Here is a 15759-nt window from a genome sequence, read left to right on the forward strand (position 1 = left end):
TCAGTCGCCGAGGGTGTCGGCGAGCTGCGGGACGACCTCGTCGAGCGCCCACGACAGTCCGACGACCGAGTTGCTGGAGAACGCCAACGAGATGTCCTGGTCGCCGAGCACCAGGTCGTTGCCCTTCTCGACCGACGGGATCGCCTGGTACAGCGGGTCGCCGGTGACGTCCTCGGGGTTGGCGCCGATGAGGAACACGGCCGTCAGATCGGCGTCGAGCAGGTCGAGGCGTTCGTCGGAGATCGGCACGGTGAATCCCTGGCCGCCCGGCTGACGCTGCACGGCGGGGGAGTTGACGAATCCGAGGCGCTCCATGAACTCGACGCGGCCGTCGCCGTCGAGGTAGGCGCCCCACGCGTCCGGCAGGCGCGAGGCCAGCACCATCTCCTTGCCCTCGAACTCCGGGTGCTCGTCGGCGACGCGGTCGAACTTGGCGTCGAGGTCCTCGCGCAGCTGCTGCGCCTTGTCCTGCCTGCCGAGCGCGGTGCCGATCATGTCGAGCTGCTGCTGCCACGTGGTGAGGTAGTCGTCGGCGCCCTCGGGCAGGCTGACCACGGGAACGCCGATCTCGCGGAGCTTGTCGTGGCGCGCCTTCTCGCCGCTGGAACGGGTGTCGAGGATCAGGTCGGGGTTGAGCGCGGCGACCTTCTCCATGTTGACCTCGAGCGTGCCCAGTTTCTCGGGTGCCTGGTCGTAGGACTGCTGCGACCACGGACCGAGGCCGTCCTCGCCCACCTCCAGCCAGTCGGCGACGCCGACGGGCTGGACGTCGAGGGCCATGGCCACCTCGGCATCGGTCCAGCCGAGCGCCACGACGCGTTGCGGCGGCTCCTCGACGGTCACGTCGCCGAACTTGGTCGGGATCGTGACGGGGAACCGGCTCGCGTCGGCCGAGGGGTTGAGGTTCTGTCCACCCGAGTCGGCGGCCTCGTCACCGGTCGTGGTGCAGCCGGTCAGTGCCACGAGGGCACCGGTGATCAACACGGCGAGCAGTGCCCGCACGGAACCGGCAGAGCGCATGGGAGTTAGGCCTTCCGGGGGACAGTCGTTAACTGTGCCTACCCTAACTTCGCTCCTGTGCCGAGTGGAACTGCAGGTGACGTGCGGAGGGTCACTCCGATGACCGTCACCGCCGGTAATCGCCCGATAGGGTCATCTGTTCCGTCTCGAATCTTGATTGATTCAAGATTTTGCGGCAGACTCCGTGCCGTGCCCACAGCCACGGACTTCGAGCAGCTGCTGCGCGGGGCGTCCCTGCGCGTCACCCGCCCGCGGGTGGCAGTGCTGTCCGTGGTGCACGACCACCCGCACGCCGACACCGATTCGATCATCGGTCTCGTCCGCGGGGAACTCGGTGACGTCTCCCATCAAGCTGTGTACGACGTGCTGCGTGCGTTGACGGCCTCCGGCCTGGTCCGGCGTATCCAGCCGATGGGATCGGTCGCGCGTTACGAGACGCGGGTCGCGGACAACCACCACCACGTCGTGTGCCGTTCGTGCGGGGCCATCGCCGACGTCGACTGCGCCGTCGGTGAGGCACCCTGCCTGGCGGCCTCCGACGACAACGGTTTCGTCATCGACGAGGCCGAGATCATCTACTGGGGCCTGTGCCCCGGCTGTTCCGCAGTGAGTTCCTGAGCAACCCTGAACCACCCGAAGGGATTTCCATTGTCTGAGAGCAACGAAGCGGCCGCGGGCGGTTGCCCGGTCGCCCACGGTGGCGGGATGCCGCACCCCACCCAGGGTGTGAGCAACTCGGTCTGGTGGCCGAACCGGCTCAACCTGAAGATCCTGGCGAAGAACCAGCCGGCGACCGACCCGATGGACCCGGACTTCGACTACCCGTCGGCGTTCGCCTCGCTCGACCTCGCCGAGGTCAAGAAGGACATCGCCGACATCCTCACCACCTCGCAGGACTGGTGGCCGGCTGACTTCGGCCACTACGGCCCGCTGATGATCCGCATGGCCTGGCACAGCGCGGGCACCTACCGCGTCACCGACGGCCGCGGTGGCGCCGGCGGCGGCCAGCAGCGCTTCGCGCCGCTGAACAGCTGGCCGGACAACGTCAGCCTCGACAAGGCCCGCCGCCTCGTCTGGCCGGTCAAGAAGAAGTACGGCAACGCCCTCTCGTGGGCCGACCTCATGATCCTCACGGGCAACGTGGCGCTCGAGACGATGGGCTTCAAGACCTTCGGCTTCGCCGGTGGCCGCGCCGACACGTGGGAGCCGGACGACGACGTGTACTGGGGCTCCGAGACCACGTGGCTCGGCAGCGACCAGCGCATCTCCGGCGGCGAGGACGACCGCACGCTCGAGAAGCCGCTCGGCGCGACCCACATGGGCCTCATCTACGTCAACCCGGAGGCCCCGAGGGCAAGCCGGACCCGGTGGCCGCCGCCCGCGACATCCGCGAGACGTTCGGCCGCATGGCGATGAACGACGAGGAGACCGTCGCCCTCATCGCCGGTGGACACACCTTCGGCAAGACCCACGGTGCCGCCCCCGACTCGAACAACGGCCCCGACCCCGAGGCCGCCCCGCTCGAGCTGCAGGGCCTGGGCTGGAAGAGCAGCTACGGCACCGGTAAGGGTCGCGACGCGATCACCTCCGGTCTCGAGGTCACGTGGAGCCCCACGCCGACCCAGTGGAGCGGCTGGTTCTTCCACAACCTGTTCGCCTACGAGTGGGAGCTCTACGAGGGCCCCGGTGGCGGCTGGCAGTGGCGTCCGGCGGGTGGCGTCGCCAACAACACGGTGCCCGACCCGGAGACCGGTGAGCTCAACCGCTTCCCGAGCATGCTCACCACCGACCTGGCGCTGAAGGCCGACCCGATCTACGAGCCGATCTCCCGCCGCTTCATGGAGAACCCGGAGGAGTTCGCCGACGCCTTCGCCCGCGCCTGGTTCAAGCTGACGCACCGCGACATGGGTCCCAAGGACCTCTACGTCGGCCCCGAGGTTCCGGCCGAGGACCTGCTCTGGCAGGACCCGATCCCGAAGCCGGCGCACGTGCCGTCCGAGGCCGAGGTCGCCGAGCTGAAGGCCGCGATCGCCGATTCCGGCCTGTCGGTCTCCGAGCTGGTGTCCACCGCGTGGGCCGCGGCATCGACGTTCCGCGGCAGCGACAAGCGCGGCGGTGCCAACGGCGGCCGTATCCGCCTGGAGCCGCAGGTCGACTTCGAGGTCAACGAGCCGGCCAAGCTCAAGCCGGTGCTGGCCAAGCTGGAGGAGATCGCCGCCTCCGGTAAGGCATCGTTCGCCGACGTCGTGGTGCTGGCCGGTGTCGTCGGTGTCGAGAAGGCGGCCAAGGCCGCCGGCCACGACATCACGGTGCCGTTCACGCCGGGCCGCGGCGACGCGACCGCCGAGCAGACCGACGTCGAGTCGTTCTCGTACCTCGAGCCGAAGAACGACGGTTTCCGCAACTACTACGGCAAGGACTCCGTCCTGCCCGCCGAGTACGCGCTGATCGACCGGGCCAACCTGCTCACCCTGACCGCGCCGGAGATGACCGTCCTCGTGGGTGGTCTGCGCGTGCTGGGTGCGAACTACCAGGGTTCGACCAACGGCGTGTTCACCGAGACGCCCGAGGTGCTGACCAACGACTTCTTCGTGAACCTGCTCGACATGGGTCTCGAGTGGGAGCCCACGAACGAGGACGCCCAGGAGTTCGTCGGCAAGGACCGCGTGACCGGCGAGCAGAAGGCCACGGCCAGCCGCGTCGACCTCGTGTTCGGCTCGAACTCCGAGCTGCGCGCGGTCGCCGAGGTCTACGCCTCCGACGACGCGAAGGAGAAGTTCGTCAAGGACTTCGTCGCCGCGTGGGCGAAGGTCATGGACCTCGACCGGTTCGACGTGCAGGCCTGATCACCGGGTCTGATCCTCGGGCCTGAGGCCCGAGTCGGTTGACGGCCCGCCGCCGGAACACCTCCGGCGGCGGGCCGTCGTCATTCCCGGACCGGCTCGGCCCTGGCGTCCTGATCGGCGGAATCGCCGTGGGAACTGTCGCGCTGTTCGGCCCGCTCGCTGTGGTCGGCACTGTCCGGGTCGGCGCCGTCGTCCTGAGGGCCGCCGTCGTCCTGAGGGTCGCTGTCGTTCTGATGGGCACTGCGGCGTTGGCTCTCGCGGTAGCCGTAGGCGGCCTGGCGGACGGCCGCGTCGGATTCGAGGCTGGAGCCGAGCGCGCCGGCGATGCCGCCGAGCGTGGTGAACGCCCACGCGACGTTGAGGTACGTGCCCACGGTCGCCTCGGCGCCGAGCATGCTCGTCAGCAGCGACGCCGGAACGATCAGCCCGGCGAGTGCGAAGTTGACGGTGAACAGGATCGACTGCAGCACCAGCACGCCGAGGATGAGCGTGGCCAATGTGGACGCGTTGTACAGGCGCGCCAGCTGCGGGTCGACGCGGGTGTTGGAGCGGCGCTCCCACAGGTCGTGGGCCGCGATCAGCCAGAACACCAGCGTCGCCACGGCCGTCGTGGTCGTCAGCAGCTTGAACCCGAGGCCCAGTTGGTCGCCGACCATCCAGATCGTGCTCGACGACAGGCCGAACGCGCTCGTGGCCACCGCGGCTGCCAGCGCGCGGGACAGACCGAACACCAGCCGCCACGGCCGGTTGGTGCGCACCATGCCGGCGGTCAGCCGGAGCATGCCGCGCCGGCCTCGGGTCACGTAGCGCACGTCGCGTTCGCCCGTGTCGAACGTGGACACCTCACGCCGGATCGGGGCCAGCTTGGACGACATGCAGTTCGCGGGTTCTCTCCGACCGCGAGGAGTGTCCGGTTCGGACCCGGGTTCGAGTTCCGGTTCGTCGCGGGTGGTGCGCAGTTCCTCGAGTACCTGCAGGACCACGCGGTGGACGCGGCGGCGGGTCTGGAACCCGCCCATGGCGGGAACCGACACGACTGCGACGCCGCGATCCCTGTCGATGTCCGCGACCACCGGCCCCGCGGGCGAGCGCACCGGCAGATCGGTGATGCAGATGGCGTAGGTCCACCCGCGGGTGTCACACACCGCCACGGTCTGTTCGAGGATCTCGTCGGCGCCGCGCAGGGTCGCGGTCACCGGATCGGCGTCCACCTCGATGTGCCAGTCGCCGTCCAGCTCGTCCGGCAGCGTCTCGGCTAGCCGGCGCGCCACCGTCTCCGGCATGTCGGGATCGGCGATGAGCCCGAGCACGATGTCGGCAGGCGCCGGTGAGGACTCGGACTCGGACTCGGTCTCGGGTCGGGACTCGGTGCTGGGCGCGGGCACGTCGGTTCCTGCTCTCGGGATCGGTGGGTGCGACGGTGTCGCGCATACCCGCCGTCCGGTACGCGATAAACCGCGCACACCCGAGGGGCCGGGGAGCTCTACAGGCCGAGGTGGATGCGGAGTGCCTCGTCCAGGTCACGCGGCAGCATGGGCGGCAGCTTGCCGAGGCGGGCGCTACCGCGGTCGGACCGGGGTGACAATGTGCTGGTCAGGAGGGGTGCGAGTGGTGAATCCGTCTCACGCGGCGACGGCGAAGTCGTCGTTGATCGACACCACGCGACGGCCGGCGGCGTCCAGCAGCGAGGCCGCGATGCCCGCCCGGTACCCGGACTTGCAGTGCACCCACACCTCGCCGTCGGGCACCTCGTCCATCCGGTTGAGCAGTTCGTGCAGCGGGATGTGCACGGCGCCGTCGAGATGCCCCTCGTCCCATTCCGACCGGCGGCGCACGTCGAGCACGACGACCGGGCGGTGATGGCGCACCTGGGCCAGATCGGCGAAGCACGCCGTCTCGAAACTGCGCAGCTCGCCGCCGAACGCCCACTCGCGCACGTTGCCGGTCGCGGCCGCCTCGAGCCGGTCGACGCCGATCCGCACCAGCTCCCGCTGGGCCTCGGCCACCTGCTCGACCGTCTCGCCCAACAGCGTCAACGGCGTACCCCACGGCAGCAGCCAGCCGAGGTACGTGGCGAAGCCGCCGTCGATGCCGAAGTTCAGGGTGCCCGCCACGTGTCCCGCGGCGAACGCCGTACGGGTGCGCAGGTCGACGACCCACTCGCCCGCGTCGATACGCCGGCGCAACTCGGCGGCGTCGGCCCGGTCGGGCAGGCTCAGATCCGGTTCGGCGGGCCCGGCCAGATTGGCGGGCGCCATGTGGGCGTAGTACGCCGGATAGACGTCGAGCCCCGCGATCAGCGACTCGACGTACGACTGCTCGTCGACCGTGAGCGCCGGGTTGACCTGCTTCTCCCTGCCGATCGTCGACTCGTCGCCGGAGGTGGGCGTGGCGGAGCAGAAGCTGCCGAAACCGTGCGTCGGCAGCACGCGGGTGTCGTCGGGGAGCTCGGCGGCGAGCCTGCGCGCGGACGCGTGCTGCGCGTGCGCGAGGTCCTCGGTGTGCTCGGGGCCGAGCAGGTCCGGCCGGCCCGTCGAGCCGTACAGCAGGGAACCGCCGGTGAACACGACCGGCGTGGCGCCGTCGGCGGCGGCCGCGTACGACAGGTGCGTGAACGTGTGCCCGGGTGTGGCGAGCGCCCGCACCCGCATCGATCCGACGTCGACGACGTCGCCGTCGGAGATGGGGGAGCGCTCGAAGCCGACCGGATCGTCGGCGTTGACGTGGTAGGTGGCCCCGGTCAGCCTCGCCAGGGCCAGGCCGCCCGTCACGTAGTCGTTGTGGATGTGCGTCTCGAAGACGTGCTCCAGCCGCACGCCTCGGTCCTCCAGTACCGCCAGCACGCGGTCGATGTCGCGTTGCGGGTCCACCGCGAACGCGATCCGCCCGTCGTGCACCACGTAACTACGGTCGCCCAGTGACGGCGTGTCGATGGTGATGATCTCCATCGGCGAGATGGCCCTCCGCTCACGTTCGCCCGCTCGTGGCGGGCGTGTCCGGGGACGGGCCCGGCGAGGTCGGATCGGGCGAACCGCCGGGCACGCCTGCAACTCTGTCGACGCTAGCAGCGGCCGATGGCGGAAGCTGTCGTCTCTCCGTGAATTAGGTGCCGGCACCGAGGTCGGTGCCGGCACCGGGGCCGCAGCGGGAGCTCCGGCGCCTCACGCCGTGGGCGTGCGGGCGACCAGCAGCACCGACTGGCCGAACGGCACGCGCACGTTCTTCTCGATGCCCTTGGTGACCGGAACGATGTAGCGGTCGTAGATCGACACCAGCTTCGGGTTCGGCGAACCCGTGCCGCCCTTGCGGACCGCGGCCCACCAGGCGAACGCGCCGAGGAAGTTGACCGGCTTCGCGACCTCCACCGACAGGCCCGCGCGGCGTGCGGCGTCCGACACGGTGCGCGGGGTGTAGCGGCGGTAGTGGCCGACCATCCGGTCGAACTCGCCGTACAGCTGCATGTAGGCGGGCACGAACATGATGACCTTGCCGCCCGGCGTCACCGACTTCGACAGGCTGCGCAGCGCGCCCGCGTCGTCCTCGATGTGCTCGAGCACGTTGATCGCCAGCAGCGTCTCGACCGGGTCGTCGAGGCGGGCGGTGCCGTCGCCGTCGAACTGCTGGACCTCGACGTCCGTGCGGTCGGCGAAGCGGACCTTCATCTGCTGCACGGCTTCGGGGTCCACGTCGGTGACCACGTAGCGCTCGGCGTCGTGGTACCCGGAGACGAACTCGCCGTCGCCCGCGCCGATCTCGAGAATCGACCGTCCGGCGTACGGACGGATCAGTTCCCGCTGGTACTCCATGTACTGGGGCTTGGCGTTGTCGCTCTCGAGGCTGCGGCCCGTTGCGGCCGCGAAGGCACCCTGGCCGTCCTGTCCCGTGACCTGCTGTGTCAAACGTGCCCCTTCCGGTTTGCCGGACCCCGGGGGTGGGCTTGTGCGGCTGATCGGGTGACGACGCCGCCGTGGCGGCACCTACAGCGCATCCGACCCCAGCGCCTGGGCTTGTGCCTGCTGTTCACGCGTTGTCTCTGCACGCGCTGATGACTGTTCGAGGCATCTACCGTAAAGCACCGGCGTTATCGAACATGACTCAGGTTGATGCGCATATGTTACGAATACCTACGCAGTGTCGATGTGGGCGAAATCGCAGCGCACGTCGCGAGGCGTACGCTATGTCCGCGCTTTATGCATGCATATATGCAACACGGATCGATGTGCGGAGGTCAATCCCGCGGCGCATGCGAAACGGCGCATATCCGGACGATTCCCTCAATTGGGGGAGTTCGGTCGTCGTCCTGCGCGGCGGGACGGCGGGTCGAGCCGGCGGGTGATGCGGGGGATCAACACCCGTCGGCCCGGCACGTCGGTCGCGGCGCGTCAGGCCGCGCCGGCCCCGGTGGAGCTCTCGGAGTCGGCGGTCCGGCGCCGGCGGGTCAGTTCCCGGCGCTCCTCCTGGGTCAGGCCGCCGAAGATGCCGAAGTCCAGGCCCGCGTCGAGCGCGTAGCTCAGACAACGGTCCCGCACGGGACAGCGGCCGCAGATGGCCTTCGCCTCGGCCGCCTGCTGGGCGCCCGGGCCCCGGTCGGAGATCGGGAAGAACAGCTCGGGGTCGACGTCGCGGCAGGCGGCGTCCTCCACCCATCCGAGGTCCGGGGTTCGGTCCGAAGTCTGCAGATCGGACGTCACGGTTTCGGAAGTCAGGTCGAATGTGGTCATGGTCTGCCGCCCTCCTTTCGCGGCGTGGGTCGGCTCGCTGGTCGTAGGTGGTGTTCCGGCCGGCGCATGCGGTTGTGGGCACGCGTCGGCCCGCATGTCCCGATCCGGGCGCGCGGAACGCAGGGTCGGAAGGGACATGGGGAACGGGGTGATTGGACACGAGGATGTGCGCCGCAATCAGCGAGCAACTGGAACAACGTAGAGCTACCCGTTCCGTGTTCCGACGAAGCCTCCCCATTCGCGCGACGTCCGACACAGTGACGTGCGCGCCACATAAACCTGTACGCCCGGCCGGCATTTCGGTTAGGCGCTTGCCGTTCGGCCGCGGCGGCGCATACTGACCGACGTGGAGTGGATACTGCACGTCGATCTCGACCAGTTCCTCGCGGCCGTCGAGATGGCCCGGCACCCGGAACTGCGGGGCAAGCCCGTCGTCGTCGGCGGAAAGGGCGACCCGACCCAGCGCGGCGTCGTGGCCACCGCGTCGTACGAGGCGCGGGAATTCGGCGTGCACTCCGGAATGCCGCTGCGCACCGCGCAACGCGCCTGCCCGGACGCGGTGTTCCTGCCCGCGGACAACCCCACCTACGAAGAGGTGTCCGAACGGGTCATGGCGGTATTGCGGGAACTGCCCGTCGTGGTCGAGGTCGTCGGCTGGGACGAGGCGTTTCTCGGCACCGACACCGACGATCCGGAAGCGCTCGCGCGGCGGGTTCGCGAGGTCGTTCGGGAACGCACGGGACTCGAATGTTCCGTCGGGATCGGCGACAACAAACTGCGCGCCAAGACCGCCACCGGATTCGCCAAACCCGGGGGCGTCCACCGGATCACCGAACGCGAATGGATGCCGGCGATGGCGCACCGGCCGCCGGACGCGTTGTGGGGGATCGGCGGGCGCACCACGAAGAAACTCGCCGAACTGGGAATCAGCACGGTCGGTGCACTCGCGGCGGCGGATCGCGACGTCCTCGCCGCGCGGTTCGGTCCGACGATGGGGCCGTTCTTCCGTGTCCTGGCCCACGGCTGGGGCGACCGTGACGTCACGGCCATGCCGTACGTGCCGAAGTCGCGCAGCCGCGAGACGACCTTCCAGCAGAACCTCACCGACCGGGCCGACCTCGACGAGGCCGTGGCCGAGCTCGCCCGGCGGGTCGCGGCCGACGTCGTCGCCGAGGGACGGCCCGCGGCCAGGGTGGCGGTGAAGGTGCGCTTCGCCCCGTTCGTCACCCAGACCCGTAGCACGACGCTGTCCGCGCCGACCAGCGCGGCCGATCAGCTCGAACGGGCCGCGCTGGAGGCGCTCGGACGGTTCGACCTCGACCGTCCGGTGCGCCTGCTCGGGGTACGCGCCGAGTTCGAACCCCCGGCCGAGGGCGGCGCCGACGGGCATGGCTGACGGGCCGGTTGAGCGCGCCGGTGGGGAATGAGTTGAGTCACAACCGACCCCGCGGTGCGCGGCATCGTTATGATCCGCGGCCGATACGTGCGCGGGAATGTCCGACCATGCGGATACGCTGCACTACGGTGCCTTCGGAGCCGGGTCGGTGAGCACGCCCGGCGCAGGCGGCCGCTCGCCACGTGCGCGCCCGCCGGCAACACCGCATCACGAGACCGGGAGAGACGACCCTGTGACTGCTTCGGCCGAGACCCTGTACGGGGCCGATGACCTGACCCACCTCGAGGGACTGGAAGCGGTTCGGAAGCGGCCCGGCATGTACATCGGGTCGACCGACAGCCGCGGCGTCAACCACCTGTTCTCCGAGATCGTCGACAACTCGACCGACGAGGGTGTCGCGGGCCACGCCGAGCGGGTCGTGGTCACGCTGCACGCCGACGGCAGTGTCGAGGTGGAGGACGACGGCCGCGGCATCCCCACCGACAAGCACGCCAAGTCGGGGATCTCCGGCGTCGAGCTGGTCCTCACGCGACTGCACGCGGGCGGCAAGTTCGGCGGCTCCGGCTACAAGGCCTCCGGCGGTCTGCACGGTGTCGGCGCGTCGGCGGTGAACGCGCTGGCGCTGCGGTTCGACGTCACGGTGCGCCGCGGCGGCAAGGTGCACGAGATGTCGTTCGCCCGCGGCGTTCCCGGCGTGTTCGACGGTTCGGGCCCGAAGGCGAAGTTCACGCCGCAGTCGGGACTGCGCGTGGCGCGCAAGATGAAGCGCGGCGAGTCCACCGGCACGGCGATCCGGTACTGGTACGACGCGCGCTACTTCGAGAAGGGCGCCGAGCTCGACGTCGAGCAGGTGCGTACGAAGCTGCAGCACACGGCGTTCCTCGTGCCGGGCGTCACCTACGTCCTGCGGCGCGCGACCGACGGCGAGGTCGGCGAGATCGAGGAAGAGACCTTCCACTATCCGAACGGCCTGACCGACATGGTCGAGTACCTCGCGCCCACCGGGGACCGCGCGGTGAGCGGCACCATCGCCATCACCGGCGAGGGCACGTACAAGGAGAACGCCGCCGACGAGAACGGCGTCATGCAGTCCAATGTGGAACGCCGCGCGGAGGTCGAGGTCGCGCTGCGGTGGGGCACCGGCTACGAGCGCACCATCGAGTGTTTCTCCAACACCATCCGCAACGTGCACGGCGGTACGCACCGCAAGGGTTTCGAGCGGGCATTGACGAAGTCGTTGCAGGACGCCATCTCCCGCACACGCGGCCTGCTCAAGCCCAAGGAGGACCCGCCGACCCTCGACGACATCACCGAGGGCATGACGGCGGTCATCCACGTCCGCATCCCGGAGCCGCAGTTCACGTCGCAGACGAAGGACGAGCTGTCCACGGCCGGCATCACCAGGGTGATTCAGGGCATTGTGGACAAACAGCTGCGGGAGTGGACCGACAACCGCAAGACCAAGTCCGAGGCCAAGACGGTCCTGCAGAAGATCGTCGACGCCTCGCGCGTGCGGATCGCGCAGAAGCAGCAGAAGGACGCCGCCCGCCGCAAGACGGCCCTCGAGGGTGCGGCCATGCCGCCGAAACTGGTCGACTGCCGCGCCACGGGCATCGCCCGCAGCGAGCTGTTTCTCGTGGAGGGCGACAGCGCCCTCGGCTCAGCGCGAAGTGCTCGGGTGTCGGAGTACCAGGCGTTGTTGCCGTTGCGGGGCAAGATCCTCAACGTGCAGAAGGCCGGTCTCGGGGAGGCGTTGAAGAACGCGGAGATTTCCTCGATCGTGCAGGTGCTCGGCGCCGGCACCGGCCGTACCTTCGACATGTCGGCGCTGCGCTACGGCCGCGTGATCCTGATGGCCGACGCCGATGTGGACGGTTCGCACATCCGCACCCTGCTGATCACGCTGTTCGCCCGCTACATGCGGCCGGTCATCGAGGAGGGCCGGCTGTACGCCGCGATGCCGCCGCTGTACAAGGTGGTCACCAAGGGCAAGAACGAGGAGACGTTCTACACCTTCACCGACCGCGAGATGCAGGCGAAGGTCGCCGAACTCGAGGCGAAGGGCAAGAGCATCAAGAAACCCGTGCCCCGCTTCAAGGGTCTCGGTGAGATGGATGCCGACGAGCTGTGGGACACCACGATGAACCCGGCGACGCGCGCGGTGCGCAGAATCTCCATCGACGACGCCGACGCCGCCGAGGCCGCGCTCGAACTCCTCATGGGCGAGAAGGTCGAACCGCGCCGCAACTGGCTCGTCTCCTCGTCCGAACGCGTCGACACCGCCGCGATCGACATCTAGTCCGACAGAAAGCCGGAGAACACGATGGCACGCCGTAAGAACCCGACGACCCGCGTCGATCCGGCCGCGTTCGACCAGGCCGGCGCCCAGGTCTACGACAACGCGCTCGCGACCGAGATCGAGGACTCCTACCTGGAGTACGCCTACTCGGTCATCCACTCCCGCGCCCTGCCCGACGCGCGCGACGGACTCAAGCCCGTGCACCGCCGGATCCTGTTCTCCATGAACGAGAACGGCTACCGGCCCGACCACGCGTACGTGAAGTCGTCGCGGGTCGTCGGTGACGTCATGGGCAAGTACCACCCGCACGGCGACGCGGCGATCTACGACGCCATGGTCCGCCTCGCGCAGGACTTCTCCATGAACGCCCCGCTCGTCGACGGGCACGGCAACTTCGGCAGCCCGGACGACGGCCCCGCCGCGAGCCGGTACACCGAGGCGCGCATGTCGCCCGAGGCGATGCTGCTCGTCGGCGAGCTCGGCGAGGAGACCGTCGACCTGCGTGCCAACTACGACGGCGAACTGCTCGAACCGACCGTGCTGCCCGCGTCGTTCCCGAACCTGCTCGTCAACGGCACGTCCGGCATCGCCGTCGGCATGGCGACGAACATGATCCCGCACAACCTCAGCGAGGTCATCGCCGCCGCGCGCTGGCTGATCAACCACCCGAACGCCACGCTCGACAAGCTCATGGAGTTCATCCCCGGGCCCGACCTGCCCACCGGCGGCCAGCTCCTCGGCCTCGACCAGGTGCGCAAGGCCTACGAAACCGGCCGCGGTGTCGTGCGCATGCGCGCCGCCGTCGAGACCGGGCCCATCGAGGGCAGCAGGCGCCAGGGCATCACGGTCACCGAACTGCCCTACGGCGTCGGGCCGGAGAAGGTCATCGAACGCATCACCGACGAGGTCAACAAGACCAAACGGCTCACCGGCATCGCCGACGTCAAGGACCTCACCGACCGCGAGAACGGCACCCGCCTGGTCATCGAGTGCAAGGTGGGCGTGAACCCGCAGGCGCTGCTGGCCGACCTGTACCGGCTCACCCCGCTCGAGCAGTCGTTCGGCATCAACAACCTCGTGCTCGTCGACGGCAAGCCGCAGACGCTCGGCCTCAAACCGCTGCTCGAGGTGTTCCTGCAGCACCGCTACGACGTCGTCACGCGGCGCACCCGCTACCGCAGGCGCAAGCGTGAGGAACGGCTCCACCTCGTCGAGGGTCTGCTCAAGGCGCTCGTCGACATCGACAAGGTCATCAAGCTGATCCGGCAGAGCGACAACGCCCAGGCCGCCAAGGAAGGCCTGATGAAGCGGTTCGAGCTCACCGCGATCCAGGCGTCGTACATTTTGGACACCCCGCTGCGGCGGCTCACCAAGTACGACAAGCTCGACCTCGAGCAGGAGGACGAGAAGCTCCGCGCCGAGATCGCCGAACTGTCGAAGATCCTCGACGACGAGAAGGAACTCAAGAAGGTCGTCTCGGCCGAACTGGCCAAGATCGCCAAGGACTTCCCGACCGAACGGCGCACGGCCCTCATCGACGGCGACCTCAAGGAGGTGCTCGCCGCCTCCAAGCCGGCCGGCCCGCTCGAGGTCGCCGACGACCCGTGTCACGTCGTGCTGTCCGCCACCGGACTCGTCGCCCGCACGGCCGCCGAATCGGAGGAGGCGCAGGAATCCCGGCGCCGCAACGGCCGCGTCAAACACGACGCCGTGCAGGCCGTGGTGCGCACGACCGCGCGCGGCCAGGTGCTGCTCGTCACCAGCGCGGGCCGGGCGTTCAAGGTCGACGTCCTGCCGTTGCCCGTACTGCCCGAACAGAGCGGCACCGTGTCCCTGCGCGGCGGCATGGCCGCGAAGGAACTCGTGTCCCTCGCCAAGGGGGAGCGGGTCGTCGGACTCGCCCCACTGGGCGACCACATCGGCGACTCACCCGGCCTCGCGCTCGGCACCAAGGCCGGCGTCGTGAAGGTGTGCGCCCCCGACTGGCCCGTCCGCTCCGAGGAATTCGACCTCATCAACCTCAAGGACGGCGACGAGGTCGTCGGCGCCACCTGGCTCACCGACGGCGAGGAGGAGCTCGCGTTCGTCAGCTCCGCCGCCAACCTGCTGCGCTACCCGGCATCGCTCGTCCGGCCACAAGGACTCAAGGGCGGAGGCATGGCCGGCGCGAAACTGTCCGGCGACGCCGAGATCGTGTTCTTCGGTGCCGTACGCACCGACGACGACGAACACGGCGAACCCTTCGTCGTCACCGCCACCGGCGAATCCGTCAAGGTGACACCGTTCGCCGAATACCCCGCCAAGGGGCGTGCGACCGTCGGTGTCCGGGCGCACCGCTTCCTCAAGGGCGAGGACGCCGTCGCCATCGCCTGGATCGGACCCCGCCCCGCCGCCGCCTCCACCAAGGGCGACCCCGTCGAACTCCCCGAGGTCGAAACACGCCGCGACGGATCCGGCTCCACCCACCCGGCCCCGACGTCATCGGCCACCGCATCGAACGGGATTGAGGCCCGGGGTGGGTTAAGGGAGCGTAGGCCCGGCGTGGGTGCGGGGCGGGTTTGGTGCCGTGTCAGCACCTCACGACGCCGTGTCAGCAGTTCGCGTCGCTGTGTTGGCACCTCACGCCGCGGTGTTGTTGCTTTGGGGGTGAGGGCGCCTCGCCGGCTGGGCAGGTCTCCGGGATGTTGGGGCGGCTTTGCCCCTGGTGAAGTGTCATCCCGTCGACCTCGGTTTGGGGTATCACACTGCAGTCAGGGCGCAAGGGTTTGTTTCTTGGGTCCTGTTTGGGGTTGGTTGCGCCCTGACTGCAGTGTGATGGTTGCTGTTTAGGTCGACGGGATGACACTTCACGGGGGCGGATTTGTGGGTGTGGGGGTCTGGGGCGGCGGGGTTGCCTTGCTTCGCTTCGGCGGTTAGCGTTTCTCGTGGACTTTTAGGTCACGTTGTGTAGTGGTTCTTTGTCATACTTGTGGGTGTTTCGTGTCGATCAATTGTTCGGTAACGTTGGTTGCGTGACAGATGTTGAGGGGATCGTTGATCGGGCTCGCGGGGTGCTTGCGCTGCGGGCTCGGGCTGATGCTGCTGAGGTGGAGTTTCTTGCTTCGCTCGATGACGGCGCGTCGTCGGATTCGGTGGAGCGGCGGTGGTTGGCTGAGGCGTTGGCGCCTGAGCTGCGACTGTCACCTCAGGGGGTTTTGGATCGGATTCATACCGCTTTGGCGTTGACTTATCGGATGCCTCGGTTGCTTTCCGCTATGCGGGAAGGGTAGGTGGATCGGTATGGCGCCGAGCGGGTGTTGAATACTGTTGCGCCGATCTCGGATTCCGATGTGCTTGAGGTTGATCGGCTGTTGGAGGAGAAGCTTTCTCGGTTGTCGATTACTGCGTGGCAGCCTCGGAATATGGCTTGGCATGCGTCGCAGATCGTCAAGCAGGTTGACCCCGGTGCTGAGACCGCCGCTGCGCGCATGGCCCACG

General features: G+C 68.9%; 10 protein-coding genes and 2 pseudogenes. 7 read left to right on the forward strand and 5 right to left on the reverse strand.

Annotated features, from left to right (window positions below):
* Positions 1-1020: an iron-siderophore ABC transporter substrate-binding protein gene (locus BJF85_RS17910; RefSeq protein ID WP_075849192.1), complete on the reverse strand. Its 1020-nt coding sequence runs from the start codon at positions 1018-1020 to the stop codon at positions 1-3.
* Between the two features lie 189 nt (positions 1021-1209).
* Between BJF85_RS17910 and BJF85_RS17915 the strand changes: the two genes are divergently transcribed.
* The 3 genes and pseudogenes from BJF85_RS17915 to katG all read left to right on the forward strand — a co-directional run bounded on the left by BJF85_RS17915 (position 1210) and on the right by katG (position 3866).
* A complete protein-coding gene (locus BJF85_RS17915; RefSeq protein WP_075849194.1) occupies positions 1210-1638 on the forward strand; it encodes a Fur family transcriptional regulator in 429 nt (142 codons plus the stop codon).
* Between the two features lie 324 nt (positions 1639-1962).
* A pseudogene (locus tag BJF85_RS31535) lies at positions 1963-2148 on the forward strand (peroxidase family protein); the annotation flags it as partial.
* Between the two features lie 113 nt (positions 2149-2261).
* The gene (katG, locus tag BJF85_RS17920; RefSeq protein ID WP_369822211.1) at positions 2262-3866 is read left to right on the forward strand and encodes a catalase/peroxidase HPI; all 1605 of its coding nucleotides are present in this window, start codon (positions 2262-2264) and stop codon (positions 3864-3866) included.
* 80 nt (positions 3867-3946) lie between these two features.
* Here the strand turns inward: katG and BJF85_RS17925 are convergent, their stop codons facing one another.
* From BJF85_RS17925 to BJF85_RS17940, 4 genes are all read right to left on the reverse strand, one after another.
* On the reverse strand, positions 3947-5251 hold the full coding sequence (locus tag BJF85_RS17925; protein ID WP_075849196.1) for a hypothetical protein: 1305 nt from the start codon (positions 5249-5251) through the stop codon (positions 3947-3949).
* 237 nt (positions 5252-5488) lie between these two features.
* Entirely contained in the window at positions 5489-6814 is a 1326-nt protein-coding gene (locus tag BJF85_RS17930) for a rhodanese-like domain-containing protein (protein ID WP_075849198.1), read from the reverse strand.
* 213 nt (positions 6815-7027) lie between these two features.
* The gene (locus tag BJF85_RS17935) at positions 7028-7765 is read right to left on the reverse strand and encodes a bifunctional 2-polyprenyl-6-hydroxyphenol methylase/3-demethylubiquinol 3-O-methyltransferase UbiG (protein WP_075849200.1); all 738 of its coding nucleotides are present in this window, start codon (positions 7763-7765) and stop codon (positions 7028-7030) included.
* 483 nt (positions 7766-8248) lie between these two features.
* Positions 8249-8587 carry a WhiB family transcriptional regulator gene (locus BJF85_RS17940; RefSeq protein WP_083666513.1) on the reverse strand — a complete coding sequence of 113 codons (339 nt, stop codon included), beginning with the start codon at positions 8585-8587 and terminating at the stop codon, positions 8249-8251.
* Between the two features lie 337 nt (positions 8588-8924).
* Here BJF85_RS17940 and BJF85_RS17945 point away from each other — a divergent pair, with 337 nt between their 5' ends.
* From BJF85_RS17945 to BJF85_RS28065, 4 genes and pseudogenes are all read left to right on the forward strand, one after another.
* Positions 8925-9983 (forward strand): DNA polymerase IV, encoded by a 1059-nt coding sequence (locus BJF85_RS17945; RefSeq protein WP_083666514.1) that lies wholly within the window; start codon positions 8925-8927, stop codon positions 9981-9983.
* Between the two features lie 232 nt (positions 9984-10215).
* Positions 10216-12282 carry a type IIA DNA topoisomerase subunit B gene (locus tag BJF85_RS17950; RefSeq protein WP_075849203.1) on the forward strand — a complete coding sequence of 689 codons (2067 nt, stop codon included), beginning with the start codon at positions 10216-10218 and terminating at the stop codon, positions 12280-12282.
* Between the two features lie 24 nt (positions 12283-12306).
* Positions 12307-14789: pseudogene (locus BJF85_RS17955) on the forward strand (DNA topoisomerase (ATP-hydrolyzing) subunit A).
* 762 nt (positions 14790-15551) lie between these two features.
* A partial coding sequence (locus tag BJF85_RS28065) for a hypothetical protein (RefSeq protein WP_158056985.1) occupies positions 15552-15759 on the forward strand: 208 nt, incomplete at its 3' end.

Origin of the sequence: Saccharomonospora sp. CUA-673, from assembly GCF_001942305.1 — a bacterium.
Classification (GTDB): Bacteria; Actinomycetota; Actinomycetes; order Mycobacteriales; family Pseudonocardiaceae; genus Prauserella.

Coding starts and splice junctions, on each gene's coding strand:
- BJF85_RS17910 (WP_075849192.1), bottom strand. CDS start 1,020: ATGCGCTCTGCCGGTTCCGTGCGGGCACTGCTCGCCGTGTTGATCACC.
- BJF85_RS17930 (WP_075849198.1), bottom strand. CDS start 6,814: ATGGAGATCATCACCATCGACACGCCGTCACTGGGCGACCGTAGTTAC.
- BJF85_RS17940 (WP_083666513.1), bottom strand. CDS start 8,587: ATGACCACATTCGACCTGACTTCCGAAACCGTGACGTCCGATCTGCAG.